The following is a 24,645-nucleotide window of genomic DNA, read 5'->3' as shown; positions in this document are numbered from 1 at the left end:
GCGACCGCGACTTGGCTCTCGGCACACCTCGAACAGGGACCCGAACGAGCCGTCCGTTCGAGCACTCGAAGCATCGAGCACTGCGATTGCTCGTTGTGCTGCCGACCGGTAAACCCGCGACCGTTGTCCGGGCAACCGCCCGGCAGCTGGGACAACTAATTCACGAATGGTCGAACGTTCCTGTACGGGCGGCGCTCAGGAACTCCTGCCATTGGGATTGGGGGAACAAGAGCACAGGACCAGTCGGATTTTTACTGTCTCGGACCCCAACCGTCCCAGACCCCAGACCGGCCACTTCGACGCAATCCCGAGAGGGACCGCTGTGTCGGCTCTTGAACCAACGCGCGTCGCTCAGGTCAGTTTTCACGTCTCGAACTCCTCCGCAACCTTCGCGATCAACGCTCTGGTCTCCTGCTCGCTCAAAGCTACACGCTCGATCGCCTCGGCGGCGGCCCGATACTGCACAACCTCCTCCCGCCGTTCGAGGTAGAGGCTGCCGGTGAAGCCTTCCACGTAGACGACCGGTGGGTCCATCAGCCGAGTGTTGGGCAGCGCTTCGAATTCGAGGAACACGAACGAACGCACGAGAAGGCCCACCAGACTGCGCGCACGGAAGGGTACGACCCGAACACTGATATTCGCCGCTTCGCTGAGCACAAGGAGATGCTCGAGCTGGCGCGACATCACCGCCGAGCCGCCCACTCCATGACGCAGTACCGCCTCGGACAAGAGCGCGTTCAACTCGAACTTACTGTTTCGCAGGTTTTTCAACCGTTGCTCTGACACTGCTATGCGACGTTCGACGTCAACGGGGGCCAGTTGTGGGCTTTCGGTCCAGATCATCTCGCGCCGGTATTCGGGGATCTGCATCAGCCCGGGAAGCAGAGTCTCCTGCCATGTAGTCACCCGTGTGGCGGACTCCTCCAGTGCGAGATAGTGGTTGAAATCGGCGGGTATCTGGTCGGCGTAGGCCCGCCACCACCCACCCCCGCTCTGCTTCGCCGTCCGTGAATCCTGGAGCAGATCCAGCAGGAATCGGCGTTCCGCATCCGAGGCGCCGTACCGGTCACACAGACCGTTGATCTGCAACGTCGTCGGCCGGGACGCGTGCCCGTCTTCCATGCGGCCGATCGTTTGGGGACTCACTTCGATCGCGCGTGCCGCCGCAGCCTGGTTGGTGCCGCTGCGTTCCCGCAACCGGCGCAGCTCGCGGCCGAGTGCTCGTTTCGGGAGTGTGGATCCACCCGCCATTTCCTTACCTTCCCTAATTATCGAATTGCTTTGTGGAACACTCCGGCCCGGAACACAATGCCGGAAGTGGCCCGGCACGGATGCCGGGCCGAGCGGGCAGGAATCTCCACCGAGGCGGTTCCACATATCGTGCTGTTCCGGTCTACTGATTTCGCGCCCGGCGCAGGAAATCCCCCGAAATCCATTGGGTGACACCGGCTTCACTACCTGGAGCGTTGTGGAACCGGTGGTCCGATCGCGGCCGCTACTCCCAATCGGACCCTGCGCCGGGCTGCACCCATCGCCTCTGAAGGAAAGGCGGAGCCATGCCCCTCGCGATCGTATACCTCAGCAAAAGCCTTTGCGGCACAACGCAACACCATTTCGAAGCCGAATGTCGTGATATCGCCCGCGCACACGGATTCGCCATCGCCCGGGTAGTGGTGGAATCCGCAGCGGGTGTACTGCCGTGGACATTACGGAAATCGGAATTGCTCGGTGGCGACGCGATTGTGACACCGACCGTGGAACATATCGGCTTCCGCGCGCCGGTGGTGCTCGAGCGGTGCGGGCTGATGGTCGTCCACCCGTACGGGTGGTACCGCCATGGCGATGTGGATCGGTGGATACCCGCGACCCCAGAGGGCTACCGGTGACCGATCACGAACCCGGCGTTTCCCGGCCCGCACCGGGCGGGCAGCCGACCGCTATCGGTTACCTGCGCACCGATTTGTGCGGGCATCACGGATTCGCGACCGCGCGGCTGCGGTTGGCCGCCATCGCCCACGGCTACCGGCTCCGATGGGTGGTCGAGCTTCCGGCCGACCCCGGCCCGGACCATCTCACGACACTGCGCGCCACACTGGACCGGACCGGAGCCGACGCGGTGATCGTCGCGGCGACGACGCACCTACCCGGCAGACAACTGCGCATCCTGCGCACCATCACACCGGTGATCGTGGACACCGCTGTGCTACCCGAGACCCCGGGCGTCCTCGCCCGGCTGCGCTCATTGCTCGGCCGAGATCCGCTACAGCGCTGAGACGGCACCGATGAACCGGTCGAGTTCGTCGTAGCCGACGAAACAGTGCGGGGATGCCCGGACCACCGAATCCAGCCCTCGTGCGGACATATCGAGCAGTGTGGACCCGCGGTGGCTGACCGTCACTGTGATGTCCTTGCCCAGTAGCCGGTCCCGGACCTCCACCGGCGCCGTACCGGCCACCGTGAACGAGACGATGCCGCTGTGCTCCACTCCCAGATCGCGGACCGTCACCCCGGGCAGATCGCCGAGCGCGCCCCGCAGATATTCGGCACGTTCGGCGATCGCCGCGTACACCTCCTCAGGGCCGAGCTCGAGCAGGTAGCGCACCGCCGCGCCGAGTCCGAGCCGGGCCGCGACATCGTGTTCCCAGAACTCGAAGCGCGACGCGTCCGCGGCCATCCGGTACTCCTGCGGACCGGTCCACTGGGCGCTGTGCAGATCGAGCCGGCCCGGTTCCATCGCGGCCGCCAGCTCGGGCCGCAGGTAGAGGAACCCGGTGCCGCGGGGCCCGCGCAACCATTTGCGGCCGGTGGCCGACAGCGCGTCCACTCCCAGTTCGGCGACATCCAGCGGGAGCTGACCGGCGGACTGGCAGGCGTCGAGCAGGACCAACGCGCCGGCCTCGCGCGCGATCCGCGCCGCGGCGGCCACCGGGTTCACGAGTCCGCCGTTGGTGGGCACGTGCAGCAGCGAGACCAGCCGCACCCGTTCGTCCATCATCGCGGCCAAAGCGTCGAGATCGATCCGGCCCACGTCGTCGCTGGGGATCTGTTCCACCCGGGCGCCGGTGGCACGCGCGCGTTGCAAGGCGGCGATGGCGTTGCTCGCGTAGTCGGCCCCGGAGAGCAGGATCCGGTCGCCCGGATGTAGCGGAACGGCGTAGAAGAAGTCCGACCATGCGCGGGTGGCGCTGTCGCTGAGGGCGATGGTGTCGGGGGTGGTGTTCAGCAGGGTCGCTATGGCGTCCTTGACCCCGGCCAGCTCGTCGAGCCGTTCGTTCGCGGCCCGGTATCCGCCGATCTCGGCTTCCCGCCGCAGATGGGCGATCACCGTCTCGGTGACCACCCGTGGCGGGAGCGAGGATCCCGCGCTGTCCAGGAAAACGGCCCCGGCCCCGACCCCGGGCGTATCATCGCGTACTCGCTGCTCATCGACCATGCATCCGAGACTATGCCGGATCCGTGACCCGTTCGCGGCGCAAACGTGTCCGCCCCCGTCGCTACTCTGGATTCCACGCGAGGCCCGCCGGCCCGGCCGGGGCCCCGCCGTCGATCGAAGACGAACCGACAATTGAACACATACTCGGGCACTACCCGCACCGAACACGAGATACGAACCAGCGAGAAGCCGCACGGAGGTTGGTATGGCGGTCACGCTCGAACACCCGGAATCGACCAGCGACCTACGAGCACACCCTGCCCTGTCCAGCCGCGCGGCGGCCGAAGCCTTTGTCGGGGGCGTCTGTTTCAAACTGGGCCCACCCGGCCTCATCGGCGCCGAACTCGAATGGTTCACCGTCTGCCGTACCGGTCGTACGGCACGCCGCGGCGCACGACGGCCGGCCCCGGACGAGACCCACCACCTGTTGACCGGGCCCCGGCCCTCGACCGAACTGCTCGCCCAGGCCCTGGGCCCCTACGCACCACGCGCCATCGCGCCCGATTCCCCCGCCCGCCCGTTACCCGGCGGCAGCCGGGTCACCGTCGAACCCGGCGGGCAGATCGAACTCTCCAGCATCGCCGTCACCGACGCCGCCGACCTGTGTGCCCGGCTCCGCGCCGACGAACAGCGGCTGCGCGAACTCCTCGGCACCCGGTCCATCCGGATGGTCGCCGCCGCCGCCGATCCGGCCCGCACCCCCCGATGTCAGCTGGGGCTGCCGCGGTACCGGGCGATGGAGCACTACTTCACCCGTATCGGCCCTTACGGGCGCCTGATGATGAGCAATACGGCAGCAGCCCAGGTCAGTGTCGATATCGGCGCCGACCACGCCGACCTCACCGCCCGTTGGACCGCCCTGCACGCCGTCGGCCCCGCCCTCATCGCCGCTTTCGCGTGCTCGCCGGTGCTGCGCGGGGCACCCACCGGGGAATGGGCCTCTCAGCGCATGCGCACCTGGCTGCACCTGGACCCGGCCCGCGCCTGCCCGCCGGTCGCCGACTGGCCCGATCCGGTCACCGGCTATGCCCGCTGGGCGCTGGACGCCCCGCTGCTGTGTGTCCGCCGGCCCGAGCCGACCGAAGGGGTCGCCTGGGCAGCGCCACCGGAGGTGACCTTCGGCGACTGGTTGTCCGGCGCGCTGGACGAGGTGATCGGCCGCCGCCCCGATATCGGCGACCTGCGATACCACCTGACCACGCTGTTCCCCCCGGTCCGGCCCGCCGGATACTTCGAGGTCCGCTATCTCGACGCGCAGCCCGGCGACGGCTGGACGGTCCCGATCACCGTCGTCGACGCCCTGCTGTCCACCCCGGCCGCGGTCGCGGACGCGACGGCCGCGGCGGGTGCCACCGCCGGACGCTGGCACGATGCCGCCCGGTACGGCCTCGCCGAGCCGGAGCTGCGGGCAGCGGCCGGCGCTGTCCTGGAGGCCGCCGCCGCCCACAGCGCCCGCCCGGAGCCCCGGCTACATGCCGCGATCCGCCGTTGCGCCGCCGGGCGGCCACCACAGGACGAGACCGGCCAGGGCGAACCGGCGCGTTCCACCGATCCCACCGAACACCCGTCGACGAGCGGAGCAGCATCGTGACCCGCACCCGGCCGAACGCCGACCTCATCGAGACCGAGCGCCTGCGCGAGCACATCGCGGCCACCCTCATCCGGGCCAGGCAGCGTACCGCCGCGCTCACCGACTCCGTGGACGAAGCAGAATTGCGCGCCCAGCATTCACCGCTGATGAGCCCACTGGTCTGGGATCTGGCTCATATCGGAAGCCAGGAAGAGTTGTGGCTGCTCCGTGACGTCGGTGGCCGTGACCCGGTACGCCCCGATATCGACGAACTCTACGACGCGTTCAAGCACCCGCGACCGAACCGGCCGCAGTTACCGCTGCTGGGTCCCGACGAGGCCCGAGACTATGTCGGCACGGTACGCGACAAGGTGTGGGAGGTGCTGGATCGCAGTCCGCTCCAGGGCAACCGGCTGATCGCGGGCGGTTTCGCGTTCGGGATGATCGCCCAGCACGAACAGCAGCACGACGAGACCATGCTCGCCACACACCAGCTGCGCACCGGCGCACCGGCGCTGACCGCTCCCGCCCCACCCGCCGCGCGCACGGTGGTGCGCGGCGAGGTGGTGATCCCGGCCGGTGAGTTCGTGATGGGCACCTCCACCGACCCATGGGCGCTGGACAACGAACGGCCGGCGCATCCGGTGCACGTTCCCGCATTCGCGATCGACGCGGCGCCGGTCGGCAACGCGCAGTATCTCGCGTTCGTCGCCGACGGCGGTTACGAGCGGCGGGAGCTGTGGTCGGAACGCGGCTGGGCGCATCGGCACGAGGCCGGGCTCACGGCGCCGCAGTTCTGGGAACGCGATACCGACGGCCGGTGGTGGCGACGAGTTTTCGGTGTCCTGCGGCCGCTGCGCCCGGAACAGCCGGTGGTCCATGTGTGCTGGTTCGAGGCCGAGGCCTATGCGAACTGGGCCGGTAAACGGCTGCCCACCGAGGCGGAGTGGGAGAAGGCCGCCCGCTACGACCCCGATACCGGACGCACCCGCTCCTACCCGTGGGGCGATGCCGAGCCGGGATCGGCCCACGCCAATCTCGGCCAGCGGCATCTGGAGCCGGCCGATATCGGCGCCTATCCCGCGGGCGCCTCCCCCGCCGGAGTACACCAGCTGATCGGCGATGTCTGGGAGTGGACCTCCTCGGGCTTCCATCCCTACCCCGGTTTCCGCGCCTTCCCGTACCGGGAGTATTCGGAGGTGTTCTTCGGCGGCGACTACCGGGTGCTGCGCGGCGGCTCATTCGGTACCGATCCGGTCGCCTGCCGCGGCACCTTCCGCAACTGGGATCACCCGATCCGCCGCCAGATCTTCTCCGGTTTCCGGCTGGCCCGTACCGTGGGCCCGGAAGAGGCCTGATGTGCCGGCATATCGGCTATGTGGGTACGCCCGTGCCGGTGGGCGAAGTGCTGACCCGCGGCACGCATTCGCTACGCACTCAGGCGTGGGCGCCCCGTGAGATGCGCGGGGGCGGCACGATCAACGCCGACGGTTTCGGGGTCGCGTGGTGGAGTGCGGGCGCGGCATCGGTGACCCGCTACCGCAACGCCGATCCGATCTGGACCGATCCCGCGGTGGACGAGGTCCTGCCACAGTTGACCTCGCACGCGGTCCTCGGTTCGGTCCGCTCGGCCACCGTCGGTATGCCGGTGGAGCGGGCGGCGTGTGCGCCGTTCCTCTGGAAGAACTGGGCGTTCAGCCACAACGGGGTGGTGCCGGGGTGGCGTTCGGTGCTCACCGCGGTCCTGTCCGATCTCGATGTGGCCGCCACCCGTGCCGGAATGACCCGCCGCTACGAGACGAGTCACCTTCTCGAAGCCGAAGCGCTGACCGATTCCGCCGCGCTGTGGGTACTGCTGCGCCGATTGCTCGATCCCGAACCCCCGGCGGGGCTGGCCGAAACTCCCGCCACGGCACTGCGACTGCTGGTCACCGGGGTGCTGCACCACGCGCCGGGCGCCCGGGTGAACCTGTTGCTGAGCAACGGTACGGCGCTATGGGCCACGACCTGTTATCACTCGCTGTACGCGCTGATCGGCGAAGAATTCGCCGTGCTGTCCTCCGAACCCTACGACGACGACACCCGGTGGCAGCAGCTGCCGGATCGGAGTCTCGTCTATGCCCGACCCGGCGAGCTGAGTGTCGAAACCCTCGACCTCGGCCGCTCCACCGCGACCGAAAGCCTGCCGCTATGACCCAGCCGATCGTGGAAGTCCATCTCACCGACGCCGACCTCACCGCGGCGCTGCGCGCCGATGCGCGGCGCGGCCTCACCGCGAGCCCGAAATGGCTGCCGCCGAAATGGTTCTACGATGCCCGCGGCAGCGAACTGTTCGAGCAGATCACCGCACTGCCCGAGTACTACCCGACCCGCACCGAGCGCGCCCTACTGGAATCGGTCGCGCCGGCGATCGCCCGCACCGCGCAGGCGGAGGTCCTGGTCGAACTCGGATCGGGGTCGGCGGTCAAGACCCGGATTCTGCTGAATGCCCTCACCTCGGAGGGGCCACTGAAAACCTATGTGCCCCAAGACGTATCGGCCACCGCGCTCCGGGATTCGGCGGCCGGGGTGGCCGCGGAGTTCCCCGGCCTTGCGGTCCACGGGGTGGTCAGCGATTTCACCGACACCCTGGGGACACTGCCGCGCGGCGGACGCCGCATGATCGCCTTCCTCGGCGGGACCATCGGCAATATGGTGCCCGAGGAACGCGCCGAATTCCTCACCGGCATCCACGATGTCCTCGAGCCGGGCGAACAACTGCTGCTGGGCGCGGGCCTGGTGGTGGATCCGGGAATCGTGGTCCCCGCCTATGACGATGCCGCCGGGATCACCGCGGAATTCAACCGCAATGTACTGCGGGTCCTCAATTCCCGGCTGCGCGCCGATTTCGACCCGGAGGCCTTCCGCCATATCGCGCACTGGGATGCCGGCAACGAATGGATCGAAATGCGGCTGGAAGCCACCCGCGAGATGGAGGTCACGGTCGCCGATCTCGGTTTCACCGCGCGGTTCGCCCGGGGCGAGCAGATACGCACCGAGATCTCCGCGAAGTTCCGTCTGCCCGCGCTCGACGGCGAACTACGCGGCGCCGGTTTCGCCACCGAACACGCGTGGACCGATCCCGACGACCGTTTCGCTCTTGTCCTGGCTGCCCGGATCTGAGACCGGGCGATCATCTCAGAACAGTCCGAGCTTCAACATCAGTGCACGGTCCAGCTCGGCGAGTTCATCACCATCGAGGCTGCCCCGGAAATCACCGAGCCGTTCCGGGGCGACCGTGTAGATCTGATCGGCCAGTATTCGCGTCCGAGTACCGTTGGTCAGGGCTCGCTGCCGTGGATCGTATTGCCCAGGCCTTCGATCGCCGGCGGTCAGTGCAACTGGTTCTGTGCCGCTTCCAACCCCACCCGCAGCAGCAGTTCCACGGCGTCGGCGGCCTGCTCCACCACGGTCGGCAGTTCCTTGCGCTCGACCGACGAGAAGGGCTTCAGCACGTAATCGGCCGGGTCCTGCCGGCCGGGCGGTCGCCCGATACCGATACGGGTCCGCAGATAATCCTTGCTGGTGAGAGCGCCCGACACCGACCGCAGGCCGTTGTGCCCGCCCTCACCGCCGCCACGTTTGAGCCGGATCTCACCGAACGGGATATCCAGCTCGTCGTGGATCACCACGACCTCGGTGGGCGGGACCGAGAAGAACCGGGCCAGCGCCGCCACCGACCGGCCGGACAGGTTCATATACGACCGCGGTTTCGCGATCAGCACCTGTCGTCCGTCCAACCGCGCCTGCAGTAGATCGGCGCCCGATTTCTTGTGGGCGGTGAACCGGCCGCCGACCCGCTGCGCGAGCGAGTCGGCGACCAGGAAGCCCACATTGTGCCGGGTGCGCTCGTAGGCGGGACCCGGATTGCCCAGGCCGACGACGAGCGCCGGCGCGGTATCGGCCATCGAGAGGAGGCCGGTTCTTTATTCGGCGCTCTCGCCCTCGGCGGCCTCGGCCCCGGGCTCCGGCTCGGCGGCGCGGGGCTCGACGATGTTCACGATGAGGGCCTCGGGGTCACCGACCAGGCCGACGCCCTTGGGCAGCTCGATGTCTCCCGCGGTGATCTGGGTACCCACCTCGGCGCCCGCGATGGAGACCTCGATCGACTCGGGAATGTTGAGGGCCTCGGCCGATACGGAGATGGTGGTGGCCTCCTGGGTGACCAGGGTACCCGGGCCGGCCTCACCGGTGAGGGTGACCGGCACATCGGCGGTGACCTCTTCGCCGCGCTGGACGATCAGCAGGTCGGCGTGCTCGATGTAGCGGTGGATGGGGTGCACCACGACCGACTTGGTCAGCGCGAGCTGCTTCTTGCCCTCGATGTTCAGGTTCAGCACCGCGTTGGTGCCGTGCTGACGCAGGATGGCCGCGAACGACAGCGCGTCCAGCGACAGATGCTGGGGGTCCGACTGGTGCCCGTACAGCACGGCCGGCACGTTGCCCGCGCGGCGGGTACGGCGCGCTGCGCCCTTGCCGAACTCGGTGCGGATCTGCGCTTCGAGAAGGTTGACGTCGGACATGACTGGATAACTCCTACGGCTATACCGGGCTGGTGGGCGGTGCCAGGGTAATCGCGCCCCTGGTCGGTTGGTCTGCTCGTCAGGCGAAGACCGATCGGAGGCGGCCGGAAGCCGCGCCGCGTCGATCACGGTGCCGCAGAAATGCGAACCCTCGCCGAGACAACCCGAATACTGTAACTCAGTCCCCGCATAACTCCTGAATCGGGTAGCGGGACGGCACGTCGACGCCTGGTCAACACCGTCGCGTAGCCTGGACAGGTTGCCCCGATCGTCCGAAAGGTTGTTTCCGTTGACCGCCTCCACCGAGGGCTCCGTCGCACCCGCTGCGCGCGGATTGGCCGCCGAGGTGTCGCGGCGCCGCACTTTCGCCGTGATCTCCCACCCCGACGCGGGTAAATCGACGCTCACCGAAGCTCTCGCGCTCCACGCGCGCAAGATCGCCGAGGCGGGCGCCATCCACGGCAAGGCCGGACGCAAATCGACGGTGTCGGACTGGATGGAGATGGAGAAGGCGCGCGGTATCTCGGTCAGCTCCACCGCGCTGCAGTTCAACTACCGGGCCGCCGGCTCCGAGATCGACAATGTGATCAATCTCGTCGACACCCCCGGTCACTCCGATTTCTCCGAGGACACCTACCGCGTGCTGACCGCGGTCGACGCCGCGGTGATGCTGATCGATGCCGCCAAGGGCCTGGAACCGCAGACATTGAAACTGTTCCAGGTGTGCCGGCACCGGGGTATCCCGGTGATCACCGTCATCAACAAATGGGACCGGCCGGGCCGAGCCCCGCTGGAACTGCTCGACGAGATCGACGAGCGGATCGGCCTCACGCCGACTCCGCTGTTCCTCCCGGTCGGTATCGCCGGCGATTTCCGCGGGCTGTTACGGCGCGGTCCCGAGGGCGCCCCCACCGAATACATCCATTTCACCCGTACCGCCGGCGGCGCGACGATCGCGCCGGAGGAGTCGCTGACCCCCGAGGCCGCCGAGGCCCGGGAGGGCGAGCCGTGGAGTACTGCCGCGGAGGAGAGCGAGCTGCTCTCGGCCACCGGTCAGGACCACGATCAAGAACTCTTCCTCGCCGGGCAGACCTCTCCGGTGATCTACGCCTCGGCCATGCTCAACTTCGGGGTCCGGCAGCTGCTGGAAACCCTCGTGGCACTCGCCCCCGCCCCCGGCTCCCGCGCCGCGGTGGACGGCACCCCGCGACAGCCCGCGGATCCGTTCAGCGCGGTGGTGTTCAAGGTGCAGGCCGGTATGGATACCGCCCACCGCGACCGGCTGGCGTTCATGCGGATCGTGTCCGGTGAGTTCGAACGCGGCATGGTCGTCACCCACGCCCAGACCGGTCGCCCGTTCGCGACCAAATACGCACTCACCGTGTTCGGCCGGGAACGCGCCACCGTGGACACCGCCTATCCCGGCGATGTGGTGGGCCTGGTGAACGCGACCGCGCTGGCCCCCGGTCACACGCTGTTCGTGGACAAGAAGGTCGAGTTCCCGCCCATCCCGTCGTTCGCGCCGGAACATTTCGCCGCACTGCGGGCACAGAGCGCGGGCAAGTACAAGCAGTTCCGCAAGGCCATCGACCAGCTCGATTCCGAAGGGGTGGTGCAGGTCCTGCGCAACGATTCGCGCGGCGATGCCTCCCCGGTCCTCGCGGCGGTCGGGCCCATGCAGTTCGAAGTGGTGACGGCGCGTATGCAGGGTGAGTTCGGGGTCGAGACCCAGCTCGACCACCTCGCGTACACGATCGCCCGGCGCACCGACGCCGAATCGGCGCCCGAACTCGACCGGCAGCGCGGGGTGGAGGTGTTCACCCGTAGCGACGGCGCGATCCTGGCCGTGTTCAGCGATAAATGGCGGTTGCAGTACATCCAGAAGGAGATGCCGGACCTCACGCTGGAACCGCTGGTCGCCGCCGCCGACTGACCCGGCTCAACCGGCCGCTCGGTTCTCCGGGCCCGGGTGCTCGCGGCCGGTGTCGACCTCGCCGTTACCCGCCTGCGTATTCGCCTCCCGGTAGTCGCGCGGCACCCGCTCTACCTCTTCGACCCCCGTGGTCTGCTGGATCAATCCCCAGCGGTTGGCGGTCAGCCGCAGGCTGGGCAGGTCGCTGAGCGAGAGCACCACCTCGTAGGTGCGTTCGTATCCGGTGCGCGATATGCGCCAGAGGCCGTCGTCACAGCGCACATATTCGTCGTTGTAGAAGGCCGAGCCGCGCAGCAGCATATTGTTCTCCGGAATCAGCGCGGTATCGGACAGGTACCAGATCCCGGTGGCCCGGTCTCCGTCCACATCGATCTCGGGATGATCGCAGCGATGCTCGGTGATGACATGTGGCCCGAGGGTATTGCGCAGAAATGTGAGAAATGCTTCCCGGGATTCGAACTGCAAGTATTCGCTATAGGTGGCCGTCGCCTCCGGAACCAGCGTCTCCGCGAGATCTTCCCAGAGTTTGGTGTCCAGTGCGCGAAGGTAGCGGAATTTCAATCGATGTATCGCAAGGACGTCGTCGGTCTGCACGGTATTCACCCCGGATCGTTCGCCGGGACGCATCGGTCCCATCGTCAGCGGCACATCGCTCTCGGGCTCGAGCCGCGGGGGCAGCGAGACGTCGAGTCCGGCTCCCAACGCCGCCGCCAGCGCGGCGCCGGAGTAGGGCATGGTGTCACTGCTCTGGCCCGGCCGCCGCGGAAAACCACCCGGACGCGGCCCGGGATCGTTGCGCTCCTCGCCGTGGTCCATCTCTCCACCATCCCACCTGAAATGGACAAATTGGGAGGTAAATCAGATCTGTATCGGATTGCTATCCTGCGTCGGCGATATTACGGACTCCGGGCACAGATCACCGATTAGGAAAAACACCAGGTAGACCCGTTGGAGCGCGGTTTCCCGAAGGGCCGATATCAGGGCCGTTCGCCGTTGCCGATGGTGAAGCAGGTCCGGCAGAAATCCTCTCCGAACTCCGTCAGACGCAAGCTTTTGCGGACGATTTTCGGTGCGCGGCCCGCTTTTTTCAGTGCCGTCTCCACGATCGGCTGGACCTCCAGCACCATATAGCGACTCAGCACCACCGGATCGTCGGAATTATGGGTCAGGCCCAACCGGCTCAGGTTGATCAGGTACGAGCGCGCGCGGTCCATGTACCGAACCCCGGCCTGCTCCGGCACCGAGGTCAGCCCCCCGGCGATCAACTCCGACCCGATACCCAGCGGACGGTTGGTGCGCACATCGACCGTCGGCTGCGGCCCGTTGAGGGCCATGTAGCGCAGGATGCGGGCCTCGTCGGGCGCCAGCTCGTCCAAGATCCGGTCATAGGCAGGATGCACCTCTTCGGTGAAGTACACATCGGCCGACCGGGCCAGCAGGGCGTCTCCACGCCTGCGCAATTCGGCGACGCTGGCCGAGCGCAGGTAGGAACCGACCGCCACGGTCTGCTGCGGCGGGGTCTGCCCGGTGGGGACGTAGCTGACGATCTCGCGCACCGACCCCTCGGTGACGCCGAGGGCATTGCGCGCGATGGAGCGCAGCGCGTTACCGGTCCGCTCGGCGATCTCGGCCGAGGATTCCCCGTCCAGGGCGGCCTGGGTGATCTCCCGGGTCATCTCGTAGGAGGTGTTGACCGCCCACTGGCCCCCGCGCACCACACTGCCCGCCGCCAGGCCGGCCGCCCGGAAGACACCGCGAATGAGACGGGCCTCGTTGCTGATCTGCCGCTGTTCGACATCGGCGCTGCGTTCCACACTCGACGGGGGGCGGCGTTCGACATCCGAGGCGGACGGGCGCGCACCGTTGCGCGACGCACCGCGTGCGATTCCCGGCGCCCGCACGGCCGCCGGGGACCCGCTGCGCTGCACGGCACGGGAACCGGTCCGGGGCGTCTCCTGTCCGGTCCTGTCGTCTGCCACGTCTACTCCGATATCGCCAGATGAACGAATCCGCTCACCGATTATTGCCCATTCGCCGCGATCACTCGCCGCCGGACCATGAATCCGGCTCTCGTCTGGGACACTGATGTGCCGGGCCCGCACGCGCTGCCGCCGGGACGTCCGCCGCGGCGCGGTCGTCGTTCGGCAGTGGTGCTAATTTGAGGATCCCGGTGAGGCTGCGATCACCGGAGCAGGAGGGTGTGTCGTGTTGGAGAGTGTATTCGGGGTGCACCCGACGATCCTCCTGGAATTGCTGACCATTCCTTTGTTCACCGGAGTCATCGGCTACGTCACCAACTGGACCGGTGTGCTGATGCTGTTCCGGCCGATCGCATTTCACGGTGTCCGATTACCCGGTCTGCGGTATCTGTACCCGTACCTGCCCAAGCGCATCCAGATCCTGCCGCTGCTCAGCCATGACGGCCGCTTCGGCTGGCAGGGCATCGTCCCCTCGCGGGCCGACAAGATGGCCAGTATCGCGGTCGACAAAGGGCTTTCGAAACTGGGCAGTGTCACCGACTTCTACCGGGAACTGGAACCCGACGTCCTCGCCGAGCATCTGGCGGGGACAGCCGAGACCCAGATCCGCGATATCGTCGAGACGATCCTGCGCCGCGAACATCCGCAGCTCTGGTACAACCTGCCCGCCCAGGTACGGGAGATGGTGCACGAAAGAGTACGCCAGCAGCTGCCGGATATTCTGCGCGAACTCACCACCGAACTGGGCGCCAACATCGATCAGCTGCTCGATGTCAAACAGATGGTCATTCGTTATTTCCAGGCCCGGCCGCAACTGCTCAATCAGTTGTTCCAGGTGCTCGGCGCCAAGGAATTGCGGTTCATGCAGAATTTCGGCCTGTACTTCGGGGCCCCGATGGGCGTGGTGCTGGTCGCGATACTGCATCTCACCGGCTGGTCCACGCTGGCGGTGCTGCCGATCGGCGGGGTGATCATCGGCTGGGTCGTCAACTGGGTGGGCCTGAACATGATCTTCGCGCCCGCCGAGCCGAAATGGTGGTGCCCGTGGCGGCAGGGCCTGCTGATCAAACGCCAGGACGAGATCACCACCGGATACGCCGAGCTGGTCTCGACCCAGGTGATGACGGTCGCCAATATCGGCGACGAACTGCTCAACGGCCCGAAATCCGACCGCACCCTGCAGATGCTGGAGGACACCCTGCGACCCGCCGCCGACCGGGCGCTGGGGCCGGCTCGCGGGGCGGTGAAACTGGTACTCGGCAGCCGTGACTACCGGACACTGACCGAGACCCTGACCACCGAGGCGATGGCCATCGCGCCGCTCGCCTTCGCCGACGAGGACTTCAACGTGCGCCAGGGCAAGCAGATCGGCGCCTATATCTCCAAGCAGATGTCGGAACTGTCGCCCAACGATTTCGTCGATATGCTGCGGGCCGCCATCAAACAGGACGAGTGGTTGCTTTTCGTGCACGGCGGCGTGCTGGGGCTGTTCGCCGGATACGCGCATATCCTGGTCTTCGGAACGGGGGTGGCGACGACATGGCTGTGAAACGGCAGACGCGGGACAGCGACGAGCCCGAGCGGCGCGACGGTAGCGGTCGGGCCGGTGGGAGCGGGCGGCCCGGTGGCCCTGCCGCGACGGTGCGCGCGGTGAGCGGAGTGGCGCGGGTGGCGGCCTCGGCGGTATCGGGCACCGCCCGCTGGGGCGTGCACACCGCCCTCGATATCACCGAGACCGTGGTGCGGGGCAGTATGGCCGGGCTTCCGCCGGCCGAGATCCGCACCGAGGCGGTTACGCAGGCGCAGGAGGCGCTGCGCCGGGCGCTGGGTGTCGCGGCGGCGGAACCGTCGGCTCTGGACAACCCGACCGAACGATCACTGCGCGAACAGGGGGCCGCGCTGTTGCGCCTGGCCGCCAGCCCCCGGGCCGCCGACGAGGGCCATCCGGCCTTCGCCCGCATCCTTGCCGAGCTCACCTCCGACGAGGCCCGCATCCTGCGTTTGCTACGCCTGGACGGGCCCCAGCCGGCCGTGACCGTCCGCGGCGGCCGCCGGGCCCGGCGCGCTTCCCGCAAGGCGGAGCAGGCGTCCGGTACGGCCGAGATCGGGGTCAGCATGATCGGCGAGCACGCCGGGCTGCGCCACCCCGAGCGGGTCCAGCGTTACCTGGCCAATCTGCGCCGGATCGGGCTGATCGAGTTGCTGCCCGAACCGGTGGGCACGCCCGAGCGCTACCAACTGCTGGAGGCCCAGGCACCCGCGATCGAACTGCTGAAACAGGCCGGTGGACGCGGAAAACTGCAGCATCGCGGTATCGCGCTCACTCCCTTCGGCGGCGAGTTCGTCGAGGCGAGCCTGCCGATCACCGGGGAGACCGGCCCGGCGGCCGAGAACCACTGAACACCGGGTCGCTCATACCTGGTCGGCGAGTTCCATCCAGCGCTCTTCGGCCGTTTCCTTCTGGGCCTGGACGTCCTTGAGTTCGGCGCCCAGGGTCATCAGTTTCTCGGGTTCGGTAGCGGCCTCGGCCAGCGCCGCGTGCAGGGCCGTCTCCCGCTCGCCCAGTTTGTCGATGGCCCGTTCCAGCCGGGTCAGTTCTTTACGGGCCGCACGGTAGGCCGCGGAATCGGTCTGCGCCGCCACCGGCTGCGGACCGGACTGCGTCGCCCGGGTGGAACCGCCCGTCGCGAGTTCGGCGCGGCGGCGCAGGTACTGGGCGATCCCGCCGGGCAGATTGGTGAGCGCGCCGTCACCGAACAGCGCCCAGGTGCTGTCGCAGATCCGCTCGACCAGATAGCGGTCGTGGCTGATCACCACCAGGGTTCCGGCCCAGTTGTCCAGCAGATCCTCGAGCTGCTGGAGGGTGTCGATATCGAGGTCGTTGGTCGGTTCGTCCAGCAACAGCACATTGGGCTCGGACATCAGGATGCGCGTGAGTTGCAGGCGCCGCCGCTCGCCGCCGGACAGGTCCCGCACCGGCGTGCGCTGGCGGGCCGGGGTGAAACCGAGCCGTTCGGCGAGTTGCCCGGCCGAGAGCTCCAGCGCCTTGCCGCCCTCCCCGAGGGTGATGCGCATAGCGATCTCCTGCACCGCCTCGAGCACCCGCATCTCGGTGGGCAGATCGTCGAGTTCCTGGCGCAACCAGCCGATGCGCACGGTCTGGCCCTGGATCCGTTTCCCGGACACCGGGTCGATATCACCGGCGAGCGCGCGCAACAGCGTGGTCTTGCCCGATCCGTTCACCCCCACCAGACCGACCCGTTCCCCGGGGGCGAGCCGCCAGGTGAGATCGTGTACCAGTTCCCGGCCGTCCGGGGTGGCGAGGGTGGCGTCCTCGAGTTCGATCACCACCCGGCCCAGACGCTTCTTGGCGAACGCGGCGAGCGAGACCGAATCGCGCGGCGGCGGCACATCGGCGATCAACGCCTCGGCGGCCTCCACCCGATAGCGCGGTTTGGAGGTGCGGGCCTGCGGCCCACGCCGCAACCAGGCCAGTTCCTTGCGCGCGAGGTTGCGGCGGCGGGCCTCGGTCGCGTCGGCCTGGCGCGCGCGTTCGGCCCGCGCGAAGATCCAGTCGCCGTAGCCGCCCTCGTAGGTTTCGACCCGGCCGCCCACCACCTCCCAGGTGCGAGTCGCGACCGTATCCAGGAACCAGCGGTCGTGGGTCACCACGACGAGCGCGCTACGCCGGGCCAGCAGGTGTCCGGCCAGCCATTCCACCCCTTCGACATCGAGATGGTTGGTCGGCTCGTCGAGGACCAGCAGATCCAGTTCCCGCACCAGCGCGGCCGCCAGCGCGACCCGGCGGCGTTCGCCACCGGACAGGTTGGTGACCGAAGTATCCAGGCCGAGATCCGCGATACCGATACCGTCGAGCACCGACCGGATCCGCGGGTCGGCGGCCCATTCGTGTTCGGCGATATCGCCGGTGGGCGCGTCGTCGGCCAGTCCGGCCAGCACCACCTCGCCGACGGTGGCGCCCTCGGGCAGCACGCCCCGCTGCGTGACCACTGCCATGCGTAGCCCGCCGAGCCGGCTCACCCGGCCGCTGTCGGGCTCCTCGATACCGGTCAGCACCTCCAGCAAGGTGGTCTTCCCGCCGCCGTTGAGGCCCACCACCCCGATCCGGTCGCCGGAATGTACACCGAGCGATACTCCATCGAGCAGCGGTGTGATCCCGAAACTCTTGCTGACCTGTTCGAGGTTGATCAGGTTGGACATGGATCCTTCCGCCTCCGGCTGCCGGCCACGCCTCTACGGGGCCCAGATCAGCCTAATAGGCACTGCTGGTCGCGGCTCATCCGCAACCCACGCACGCCCGGAGCGAAGGCCGGGTGCGCCCGATAGGCGCTGCCGGGCGTAGCCGATCCACAGCCCACGCACGGCCGGGCGGATGCGAAGGTACGCCGAATGGGCATCTTTCGGCGTGGTCCCACTGCTTTCACGCATGGCCGGAGCGGATGCGGAGGCACCTATCGAACCGCCGGGAGGGGTGCCCGGCAGCGGCCCCGGGGTCCGGCGATCAGGCGCGGCGTGGGCCCGGCCCGTGTTCGGGCGCCGGCGGGTGCGGTTCCTCGTGGCCGATCACCCGGGCGCCGGGTACCGGGCCGCTGGCCGTGCGTACGCTGCGAGCCACCCCCGCGCCGGACAGTTCCGCCGCGACCGCCACCGCCGATTCCGCCGATTCGCAGAGGAACGCGCAGGTCGGGCCGGAGCCGGAGATCAGTCCGGCCAGGGCGCCGACCTCGACGCCCGCCCGCAGCGTGCGGCGCAGCTCGGGACGCAGCGAGACCGCGGCGGCCTGCAGATCGTTGCCGAGCAGTGGCGCGAGCTGGTGCGCGTCGCCGGAGGCCAGCGCCTGCATGATCTCCTGGGGTTCGCCGAGCCGGGGCGGTGCGCCCTGGACCCGCAGCCGGTCGAGTTCGGTGAACACCTCCGGTGTGGACAGCCCGCCCTTGGCCAGCGCCAGCACCCAGTGGAAGGCGTTGCGGGACAGTACCGGAAGAAGGCGTTCCCCCCGCCCGGTACCCAGCGCGGTGCCGCCGTGCAGGGCGAAGGGCACATCGCTGCCCAGTTCGGCACCTACCGCGGCGAGTTCGTCCCGGTTCATGCCGAGTTCCCACAGCTCGTTCAGGCCGACCAGCGCGGCGGCCGCGTCAGCGCTGCCGCCGGCCATTCCGCCGGCGACCGGGATGCCCTTGTCGATGGCGATCTCCACCAGCGGCGCGCGTCCGGCTACCTGCGCGAGCCGGACCGCGGCCTTCCACACCAGATTCGTCCGGTCGGTGGGCACTTCGGCCGCACCCTCCCCGGTGACCCGCAGGGTGAGCGAGTTCGCGGGAGTGATCTCCAGGTCGTCGGCGAGCGACAGGGCCTGGAACACGGTGGTGAGCTCGTGGTAGCCGTCGGCGCGCAGGTCACCTACTCCCAGATGGAGGTTCACCTTCGAAGGAGCCCGCACGGTGACGGGGCTGGGCACAACGGACAGCACGATGACCCAGCCTAATAGGCACAGCTGGGCGAAGCGCATCGATAGCCCGCGCACGGCCCGCGGCGAATGCGCCGGGTACGGCTGACAGGTGCAGTCGCGCGAAGCCCGTCGCGCACGGCCGCAGCGCCGGCGGAGCTACGCCCGCCGGTGGTCCCCGGCCGAGGCGTCTTGAAGCCCCGCACCGCCGCGGATCAGGTCCGGGACGGGCAGGGCGAGCCGGATCAGGAGGGTGGGGTGGGCGACACACCATTGCCACAACTACCCCCGGGGGGTATATTCGACGGCGGGACTTCCCGAGCGGAAACGAGCACGAAGGAGATGCCATGGCCACGACCAGCACCTACACCGTCACCGGTATGACCTGCGGGCACTGCGTCCAGTCGGTACAGACCGAGATCGGCAAGATCGACGGTGTCACCGGCGTCGACGTGGACCTCGCGTCCGGCCGGGTCGTCGTGGAGGGCAACGCGCCCATCGCCGACGCCGATATCGCCGCGGCGGTGGACGAAGCGGGTTACGAGATCGCCCGGTAGCGGGGGCGAGCGGTTCGATCCGAACGGGTCAGGATTGCGCGGCGAGGCGAACGAACGCCGCGGTATCCAGGGTTTCCCCGCGGGCAGTCGGTGCGATCCCGGCGGCGAGCAGCCGCCGCTCGGCTTCCGCGGGGCCGCCCGCCCACCCCGCCAGCGCGGCGCGCAGCGTTTTACGGCGCTGCGCGAACGCCATATCGACCACCTCGAACACGCGGCGCCGATGCGCCTCGTCGACCGGCCAGGGCGATTCGGTGAACCGATCGATGCGCACCAGACCCGATTCCACCTGCGGCACGGGCCAGAACACCTGACGGCCCACCGCGCCGGCTTTGCGCACGGTCCCGTAGAACCCCGCCTTCACACTGGGCACCCCGTACACCCGGCTGCCCGGTTTCGCGGCGAGCCGGTCGGCCACCTCGGCCTGCACCATCACCAGCGTGGTGGCGATACTCGGGAACTCGGCGAGCAGGTGCAGCAGCACCGGCACGGCCACGTTGTAGGGCAGATTGGCGACCAGCGCGGTCGGCGCCGCCGCCAGCGCCGCCGACCCGATCCGCAATGCGTCACCCGGGATCACGGTCAGCCGTCCGGCCAGCGCGGCCGCCCGCTCGCGCACCGTCGCGGGCAGTTGCCCGGCCAGCACCGGGTCGATCTCCACCGCGAGGACGGTGTCCACCACGTCCAGTAGCGCCAAGGTCAGGGAGCCGAGGCCGGGCCCGACCTCCAGCACGGTATCCGCCCGCCCGACACCGGCCGCGGTCACGATGCGCCGCACAGTGTTGGCGTCGTGCACGAAGTTCTGGCCGAGCTGTTTGGTCGGGCGCACACCCAGCCGCTCCGCCAGTTCGCGCACCTGCGCGGGACCCAGCAGTTCGGCCTGACCACGCACCATCATCTCGGCATCGGACACCGGGAGAACCTACCAACCCGGATGCGGCCGCCGAATGCGGCGGGAAGCTCAGGCCGCGTCGAGCACCGGCGAGTACGACACGTCCACCGGGGCGGAATGCGCCCGCTCGCCACTGGAGTCGTGGGTGGCGATGGCCGCACCGGCGCCGGCGATCAAGGCCATCAGCACTGCGGCGATGACCAGGTACAGCAGGGGCGAACGTGAGGAGTTGATCCTCGCAAAGGGTGACACGGTCACGAGACGATAACGAAGCCGGTGGCCCCCCACAACCGCCGCGAACCGACCCGCCGATCCTTCACATCTCCGGTAGACCCCCGCACCCCAGGTAGACGAAATCCCGGCGAGGCAATTTGTGATTCAGATCACTAGAGATCAATAAGGCTCAGCCGCGTCCGAATCGATAGATGCGGCGCGCGTTCGCAGTGCTCGTCTCGGCCAGTTCGCCCGGGTCCTGACCACGAATCTCGGCCACCGCGCGCACGGTGTACGGCAGGCAGTACGGCTCGTTCGGCGCGCCCCGGTACGGATGCGGGGTCAGATACGGCGCGTCGGTCTCGAAGAGCAACTGCTCATCGGGCACCACCCGCACCGCCTCCCGCAATTCGTGCGCGTTCTTGAAACTCGCCGTCCCCGAGAAACTCAGGACATAACCCTCGGCCACACACGACACCGCCATATTCGCGTCCGAGGAGAAGCAGTGGAAGATCACCGTCTCCGGGGCGCCCTCGTCGAGCAGCACGGTCAGCAGGTCGTGATCGGCTTCCCGGTTGTGGATCATCAGCGGTTTACCGACGCGTTTCGCCAGATCGATATGCCAGCGGAAACCCTCGATCTGGGTTTCGACATCCGCGCACCCCTCCAGTTTGCCCGGCCAGTAGTAGTCCAGCCCGGTCTCCCCGACCGCCACCACCCGCGGATCGGCGGCCAGCTTCTCCAGTTCGGTCCGCGCCGCGTCGTCGAGCGCGTTCGCCCGGGTCGGGTGCAGCGCGACCGCGGCGTACACCCGGTCGTCCCAGTTCGCGGCGCGGACCGCCCAGCGGGCGGCGTCCAGATCGTCGGCGACGGTCACCACCCGGCCGACACCCACCGTCGCCGCCCGGTCCACCATCTCCGCCACCGACGCGGCGTCGGTGGCACCGCAGGCGTCCAGATGGGTATGCGCGTCGACCAGCGGCATCAGCGGTTCTGGCAGCGGCGGCGCGGGACGCTTCGCGCTCACCGGTTCGCGACCGGTCGCCGAAGCGGGCGATAACGCAGGACAGGGCCCGCCGCGCGGGCGGGGCGGGATTCACGCACACGACTGAGAAGAGGCACGGGCACCACAGTAGAGACCCCGTCCGGCCGCCCGGAGAGCACCACGCACCGCGGTGACGACCGTGCGAAAGCAATCACCGCCGGATTCGAGCGCGGCCCGTAGAGCCCTGCCAGTACCCTCTGATGGCATGAACACGCAGTCGAGTCGGCTTCACTGCGGTCCGCATGGTGGAATCAGGACACCATGAGCGCAGTCGATCGTCCCGCCTTCTACCTCACCACGGCCATCGCGTACCCCAACGGTGCGCCGCATATCGGGCACGCCTACGAGTACATCTCCTCGGACGCGCTCGCCCGGTTCAAGCGGCTCGACGGGTACGAGGTGTTCTTCATGACCGGAACCGACGAGCACGGTCAGAAGATGCAGCAGACCGCCGCCGCCGAGAACATCGCGGTGGAGGAGCTGGCCGCCCGCAACTCCGATGTGTTCGAGCGGATGGACAAGGCCCTCGACGTCTCCTACGACCGGTTCATCCGCACCACCGACGCCGACCACCAGCTCGCCAGCGCGGCCATCTGGCAGCGGATGCTGGACAACGGCGATATCTACCTCGACAACTACTCGGGCTGGTACTCGGTGCGCGACGAGGCGTTCTACACCGAGGAGGAGACCACGCTGCTCGACGACGGCAGCCGTATCTCCACCGATACGAGAACTCCGGTCACCTGGACCGAGGAGTCCAACTTCTTCTTCCGGCTCTCGGCCTACCAGGACAAACTGCTCGCCCTCTACGACGAGCATCCCGAGTTCATCGCCCCGGCCACCCGGCGCAACGAGATCGTGAGCTACGTCAAAGCCGGTCTCAAGGACCTGTCGATCTCCCGGACCACCTTCGACTGGGGCATACCGGTCCCCGGCCACCCCGACCACGTGATGTACGTCTGGGTGGACGCGCTCACCAACTACCTCACCGGCGCGGGCTTCCCGGATACGGAGTCGGCCGCGTTTCAGAAGTTCTGGCCCGCCGATGTGCACATCATCGGCAAAGACATCACCCGCTTCCACACCGTGTACTGGCCGGCGTTCCTGATGTCGGCGGGGATCGAACTGCCGCGCCGGGTCTTCGTGCACGGCTTCCTGTACAACAAGGGCGAGAAGATGTCGAAATCGGTCGGCAATGTGGTCGACCCGCTGGATCTCGTCGACACCTACGGTCTGGACGCGGTGCGCTTCTTCCTGCTGCGCGAGATCTCCTACGGCCAGGACGGCAGCTACAGCCACGAGGCGATCGTCTCCCGGATCAATGCCGACCTGGCCAACGAATTCGGCAACCTGGTGCAGCGCAGCCTGACCATGGTCGCCAAGAACTGCGGAGCGGCCGTCCCCACCCCGGGCGAGTTCACCGCCGAGGATCGGGCGTTGCTCGACCGCGCGAACGGACTACTGGAACGCTGCCGGGCCGAATTCGATGTCCAGCAGATGCATCTGGCACTCGAGCAGATCTGGCTGACCCTCGGCGAGACCAACCGGTACTTCAGCGCCCAGGCGCCCTGGGCGCTGCGCAAATCGGGCACCGAGGAAGACCTCGCCCGGATGGCGACGGTCCTCTACGTCACCCTCGAGGTGGTCCGGATCGTGGCGATCCTGGTCCAGCCGGTCCTGCCCGGCTCGGCCGCGCGGATCCTGGACCTGCTCGCCCAGCAGGACCGCGATTTCGCCGCGCTCGCCACCCCGCTGGTACCCGGTATCGCGCTCCCGGCTCCCGAACCGGTGTTCCCGCGCTATGTGGAGCCGAAAACCGAGGACTGATCCAGCGCCCGATCAGTCCACCGCGGCGCGGCGGGCGGCCAGCACGGCATCGTAGAGTTCCCGCCGGGAAACCCCGGCGACCTCGGCGATCTCCGCGCTCGCGTCCTTGAGACGCAGCCCCGCCGCGGCGCGCTCCTCCACCTGCGCCACCAGGTCTTCTGGATCGACCACGGTGGCCTCGGCGCCCGCGAGCACCACGGTGATCTCGCCGCGCGCCCCGTCCACCGCCCACTCGGCGAGTTCGGCAAGCGTGCCGCGGACGACTTCCTCATAAGTCTTGGTGAGTTCCCGGCACACGGCGGCACGGCGGTCCCCGCCCAGCACCTCGACCGCGTCGGCCAGACAGTCCGCCAACCGGTGCGGCGCCTCGAAGAAGACACACGCCCGTTTCTCCCCCACCAGCGTGCCCAGCCACTCCTTGCGCCGGCCCGGCTTGCGGGGTGCGAAACCGTCGAAACAGAACCGGTCCACCGGCAGCGCCGACAGCGCCAGCGCCGTCGTCACCGCGGAGGGCCCGGGCAGACAGGTCACCGGCAACCCGCGTTCGGCACAGGCCGCCACCAGCCGGTAGCCGGGGTCGCTCACCGACGGCATACCGGCGTCGGTCACCAGCAGCACGGTCCGGCCGTCCGCGATCTCGGTCAACAGCGCCGGAACCCTCGCCTGTTCGACGTGATCGTAGAAACTGACCACCCGCCCCCGGATCTCCACCCCGAGCGCCTCCGCCAGCGACCGCGTCCGCCGGGTGTCCTCCGCGGCCACGATATCGGCGCTGCCGAGCGCCTCCCGCAACCGCGGCGACGCGTCCCCGATCGCCCCCAGCGGTGTCGCCGCCAAGATCAGCCCACCCTCGGTCACCACGCTCCTGCCCGGCCCGGCCGGTCCGAACCTGTCGATGTGGGCAGCCTAGTTGTGCTCTCGGCGCCCAGCCTCGAGGGCCGGTGATCGAGGCGGTACCCATCCTGGGCGTCGGGCGGCGCCGATGCATACGGCGCCTTCCCAGGCGGGCCGTGTCATTCGCTTTACATGCGAGCTCACCGGCAGAGGGAGGGCGAGGGCTTCCTCGCGAAGGCGAGGGCGAGGGCTTCCTCGCGAAGGCGAAGGCGAGGGCTTCCTCGCGAAGGCGAAGGCGAGGGCTTCCTCGCGAAGGCGAAGGCGAGGGCTTGCTCG

General features: G+C 68.5%; 24 protein-coding genes and 1 pseudogene. 11 read left to right on the top strand and 14 right to left on the bottom strand.

Translation table 11 applies throughout. From position 1 onward, the window contains the following. Window positions 1-160 precede the first annotated feature (160 nt). Both NS4_RS31675 and NS4_RS23755 read right to left on the bottom strand, forming a co-directional pair. The gene (locus tag NS4_RS31675; RefSeq protein ID WP_084487645.1) at window positions 161-367 is read right to left on the bottom strand and encodes a DUF397 domain-containing protein; all 207 of its coding nucleotides are present in this window, start codon (window positions 365-367) and stop codon (window positions 161-163) included. Then, window positions 364-1,251, bottom strand: coding sequence for a helix-turn-helix domain-containing protein (locus NS4_RS23755; protein WP_063061722.1), 888 nt, complete (start codon window positions 1,249-1,251; stop codon window positions 364-366). The genes NS4_RS31675 and NS4_RS23755 overlap by 4 nt, the downstream gene beginning before the upstream one ends. A 305-nt stretch (window positions 1,252-1,556) precedes the next feature. Between NS4_RS23755 and NS4_RS23750 the strand changes: the two genes are divergently transcribed. Next, window positions 1,557-1,886, top strand: coding sequence for a hypothetical protein (locus NS4_RS23750; protein ID WP_063061721.1), 330 nt, complete (start codon window positions 1,557-1,559; stop codon window positions 1,884-1,886). Continuing rightward, window positions 1,883-2,272, top strand: a complete 390-nt coding sequence (locus NS4_RS23745) for a hypothetical protein (RefSeq protein WP_063061720.1) — start codon at window positions 1,883-1,885, stop codon at window positions 2,270-2,272. The genes NS4_RS23750 and NS4_RS23745 overlap by 4 nt, the downstream gene beginning before the upstream one ends. On the opposite strand, the gene NS4_RS23740 is transcribed toward NS4_RS23745, so the two are convergent. Further along, on the bottom strand, window positions 2,261-3,433 hold the full coding sequence (locus tag NS4_RS23740) for an aminotransferase class V-fold PLP-dependent enzyme (RefSeq protein ID WP_063061719.1): 1,173 nt from the start codon (window positions 3,431-3,433) through the stop codon (window positions 2,261-2,263). The genes NS4_RS23745 and NS4_RS23740 overlap by 12 nt on opposite strands. A 205-nt stretch (window positions 3,434-3,638) precedes the next feature. Between NS4_RS23740 and egtA the strand changes: the two genes are divergently transcribed. The 4 genes from egtA to egtD are packed head-to-tail and all read left to right on the top strand — an operon-like array spanning window position 3,639 to window position 8,165. After that, window positions 3,639-5,024 (top strand): ergothioneine biosynthesis glutamate--cysteine ligase EgtA, encoded by a 1,386-nt coding sequence (gene egtA / locus NS4_RS23735; RefSeq protein WP_063061718.1) that lies wholly within the window; start codon window positions 3,639-3,641, stop codon window positions 5,022-5,024. Further along, on the top strand, window positions 5,021-6,361 hold the full coding sequence (egtB, locus tag NS4_RS23730; protein WP_063061717.1) for an ergothioneine biosynthesis protein EgtB: 1,341 nt from the start codon (window positions 5,021-5,023) through the stop codon (window positions 6,359-6,361). Before egtA ends, egtB begins: the two co-directional genes overlap by 4 nt. Continuing rightward, a complete protein-coding gene (gene egtC / locus NS4_RS23725) occupies window positions 6,361-7,197 on the top strand; it encodes an ergothioneine biosynthesis protein EgtC (RefSeq protein WP_063061716.1) in 837 nt (278 codons plus the stop codon). The genes egtB and egtC overlap by 1 nt, the downstream gene beginning before the upstream one ends. Continuing rightward, window positions 7,194-8,165, top strand: a complete 972-nt coding sequence (gene egtD, locus NS4_RS23720) for an L-histidine N(alpha)-methyltransferase (protein WP_063061715.1) — start codon at window positions 7,194-7,196, stop codon at window positions 8,163-8,165. Before egtC ends, egtD begins: the two co-directional genes overlap by 4 nt. A gap of 15 nt (window positions 8,166-8,180) precedes the next feature. On the opposite strand, the gene NS4_RS34055 is transcribed toward egtD, so the two are convergent. The 3 genes from NS4_RS34055 to NS4_RS23710 are packed head-to-tail and all read right to left on the bottom strand — an operon-like array spanning window position 8,181 to window position 9,565. Continuing rightward, complete coding sequence (locus NS4_RS34055; RefSeq protein ID WP_281219910.1) at window positions 8,181-8,327, bottom strand: type II toxin-antitoxin system PemK/MazF family toxin; 147 nt, start codon at window positions 8,325-8,327, stop codon at window positions 8,181-8,183. A gap of 47 nt (window positions 8,328-8,374) precedes the next feature. Next, window positions 8,375-8,950, bottom strand: a complete 576-nt coding sequence (pth, locus tag NS4_RS23715) for an aminoacyl-tRNA hydrolase (RefSeq protein ID WP_063061714.1) — start codon at window positions 8,948-8,950, stop codon at window positions 8,375-8,377. An 18-nt stretch (window positions 8,951-8,968) separates the two neighbouring features. After that, a complete protein-coding gene (locus NS4_RS23710) occupies window positions 8,969-9,565 on the bottom strand; it encodes a 50S ribosomal protein L25/general stress protein Ctc (RefSeq protein WP_063061713.1) in 597 nt (198 codons plus the stop codon). 289 nt (window positions 9,566-9,854) lie between these two features. Between NS4_RS23710 and NS4_RS23705 the strand changes: the two genes are divergently transcribed. Further along, the gene (locus NS4_RS23705; protein ID WP_063061712.1) at window positions 9,855-11,498 is read left to right on the top strand and encodes a peptide chain release factor 3; all 1,644 of its coding nucleotides are present in this window, start codon (window positions 9,855-9,857) and stop codon (window positions 11,496-11,498) included. Window positions 11,499-11,630: 132 nt separating this feature from the next. Here the strand turns inward: NS4_RS23705 and NS4_RS23700 are convergent. Continuing rightward, window positions 11,631-12,125 (bottom strand): annotated as a pseudogene (locus tag NS4_RS23700) (nuclear transport factor 2 family protein); the annotation flags it as partial. A gap of 350 nt (window positions 12,126-12,475) precedes the next feature. Next, a complete protein-coding gene (locus tag NS4_RS33515; RefSeq protein WP_245665653.1) occupies window positions 12,476-13,477 on the bottom strand; it encodes a DUF4393 domain-containing protein in 1,002 nt (333 codons plus the stop codon). A gap of 226 nt (window positions 13,478-13,703) precedes the next feature. Here NS4_RS33515 and NS4_RS23690 point away from each other — a divergent pair, with 226 nt between their 5' ends. Together NS4_RS23690 and NS4_RS23685 are read left to right on the top strand one after the other, a co-directional pair. Beyond that, window positions 13,704-15,026 carry a DUF445 domain-containing protein gene (locus NS4_RS23690; RefSeq protein ID WP_063061711.1) on the top strand — a complete coding sequence of 441 codons (1,323 nt, stop codon included), beginning with the start codon at window positions 13,704-13,706 and terminating at the stop codon, window positions 15,024-15,026. Next, entirely contained in the window at window positions 15,017-15,877 is an 861-nt protein-coding gene (locus NS4_RS23685) for an Abi-alpha family protein (protein ID WP_063061710.1), read from the top strand. Before NS4_RS23690 ends, NS4_RS23685 begins: the two co-directional genes overlap by 10 nt. 12 nt (window positions 15,878-15,889) lie before the next feature. Here NS4_RS23685 and NS4_RS23680 read toward each other — a convergent pair whose 3' ends face one another. Continuing rightward, window positions 15,890-17,698, bottom strand: coding sequence for an ABC-F family ATP-binding cassette domain-containing protein (locus NS4_RS23680; protein WP_063061709.1), 1,809 nt, complete (start codon window positions 17,696-17,698; stop codon window positions 15,890-15,892). A gap of 301 nt (window positions 17,699-17,999) precedes the next feature. Beyond that, window positions 18,000-18,968, bottom strand: coding sequence for a 4-(cytidine 5'-diphospho)-2-C-methyl-D-erythritol kinase (locus tag NS4_RS23675; protein WP_084487646.1), 969 nt, complete (start codon window positions 18,966-18,968; stop codon window positions 18,000-18,002). 323 nt (window positions 18,969-19,291) lie between these two features. Between NS4_RS23675 and NS4_RS23670 the strand changes: the two genes are divergently transcribed. After that, the gene (locus tag NS4_RS23670) at window positions 19,292-19,501 is read left to right on the top strand and encodes a heavy-metal-associated domain-containing protein (protein ID WP_063061707.1); all 210 of its coding nucleotides are present in this window, start codon (window positions 19,292-19,294) and stop codon (window positions 19,499-19,501) included. Between the two features lie 28 nt (window positions 19,502-19,529). Here the strand turns inward: NS4_RS23670 and rsmA are convergent, their stop codons facing one another. The 3 genes from rsmA to NS4_RS23655 all read right to left on the bottom strand — a co-directional run bounded on the left by rsmA (window position 19,530) and on the right by NS4_RS23655 (window position 21,630). Then, window positions 19,530-20,396, bottom strand: a complete 867-nt coding sequence (rsmA, locus tag NS4_RS23665) for a 16S rRNA (adenine(1518)-N(6)/adenine(1519)-N(6))-dimethyltransferase RsmA (protein WP_439955807.1) — start codon at window positions 20,394-20,396, stop codon at window positions 19,530-19,532. A gap of 63 nt (window positions 20,397-20,459) precedes the next feature. Then, on the bottom strand, window positions 20,460-20,642 hold the full coding sequence (locus NS4_RS23660; RefSeq protein WP_157106198.1) for a hypothetical protein: 183 nt from the start codon (window positions 20,640-20,642) through the stop codon (window positions 20,460-20,462). Window positions 20,643-20,793: 151 nt separating this feature from the next. After that, window positions 20,794-21,630 carry a TatD family hydrolase gene (locus tag NS4_RS23655; RefSeq protein ID WP_063061704.1) on the bottom strand — a complete coding sequence of 279 codons (837 nt, stop codon included), beginning with the start codon at window positions 21,628-21,630 and terminating at the stop codon, window positions 20,794-20,796. A gap of 279 nt (window positions 21,631-21,909) precedes the next feature. Here NS4_RS23655 and metG point away from each other — a divergent pair, with 279 nt between their 5' ends. Then, on the top strand, window positions 21,910-23,475 hold the full coding sequence (gene metG, locus NS4_RS23650; RefSeq protein ID WP_063061703.1) for a methionine--tRNA ligase: 1,566 nt from the start codon (window positions 21,910-21,912) through the stop codon (window positions 23,473-23,475). A 12-nt stretch (window positions 23,476-23,487) separates the two neighbouring features. Here metG and rsmI read toward each other — a convergent pair whose 3' ends face one another. Then, a complete protein-coding gene (gene rsmI / locus NS4_RS23645; protein WP_245665651.1) occupies window positions 23,488-24,333 on the bottom strand; it encodes a 16S rRNA (cytidine(1402)-2'-O)-methyltransferase in 846 nt (281 codons plus the stop codon). Window positions 24,334-24,645 lie beyond the last annotated feature (312 nt).

Source organism: Nocardia sienata NBRC 100364 (genome assembly GCF_001613205.1).
Lineage (GTDB): Bacteria > Actinomycetota > Actinomycetes > Mycobacteriales > Mycobacteriaceae > Nocardia > Nocardia sienata.
This window is presented reverse-complemented; position numbering and strand designations above follow the sequence as displayed.

Excerpts from the sequence above, each read along its gene's own strand:
- pth (WP_063061714.1), bottom strand. The coding sequence starts at position 8,950 with ATGGCCGATACCGCGCCGGCGCTCGTCGTCGGCCTGGGCAATCCGGGT.
- NS4_RS23670 (WP_063061707.1), top strand. The coding sequence starts at position 19,292 with ATGGCCACGACCAGCACCTACACCGTCACCGGTATGACCTGCGGGCAC.
- NS4_RS23685 (WP_063061710.1), top strand. The coding sequence starts at position 15,017 with ATGGCTGTGAAACGGCAGACGCGGGACAGCGACGAGCCCGAGCGGCGC.
- NS4_RS23750 (WP_063061721.1), top strand. The coding sequence starts at position 1,557 with ATGCCCCTCGCGATCGTATACCTCAGCAAAAGCCTTTGCGGCACAACG.
- egtD (WP_063061715.1), top strand. The coding sequence starts at position 7,194 with ATGACCCAGCCGATCGTGGAAGTCCATCTCACCGACGCCGACCTCACC.
- egtA (WP_063061718.1), top strand. The coding sequence starts at position 3,639 with ATGGCGGTCACGCTCGAACACCCGGAATCGACCAGCGACCTACGAGCA.
- egtC (WP_063061716.1), top strand. The coding sequence starts at position 6,361 with ATGTGCCGGCATATCGGCTATGTGGGTACGCCCGTGCCGGTGGGCGAA.
- NS4_RS23755 (WP_063061722.1), bottom strand. The coding sequence starts at position 1,251 with ATGGCGGGTGGATCCACACTCCCGAAACGAGCACTCGGCCGCGAGCTG.
- metG (WP_063061703.1), top strand. The coding sequence starts at position 21,910 with ATGAGCGCAGTCGATCGTCCCGCCTTCTACCTCACCACGGCCATCGCG.
- NS4_RS23740 (WP_063061719.1), bottom strand. The coding sequence starts at position 3,433 with ATGGTCGATGAGCAGCGAGTACGCGATGATACGCCCGGGGTCGGGGCC.
- NS4_RS23710 (WP_063061713.1), bottom strand. The coding sequence starts at position 9,565 with ATGTCCGACGTCAACCTTCTCGAAGCGCAGATCCGCACCGAGTTCGGC.
- rsmA (WP_439955807.1), bottom strand. The coding sequence starts at position 20,396 with ATGATGGTGCGTGGTCAGGCCGAACTGCTGGGTCCCGCGCAGGTGCGC.
- NS4_RS23680 (WP_063061709.1), bottom strand. The coding sequence starts at position 17,698 with ATGTCCAACCTGATCAACCTCGAACAGGTCAGCAAGAGTTTCGGGATC.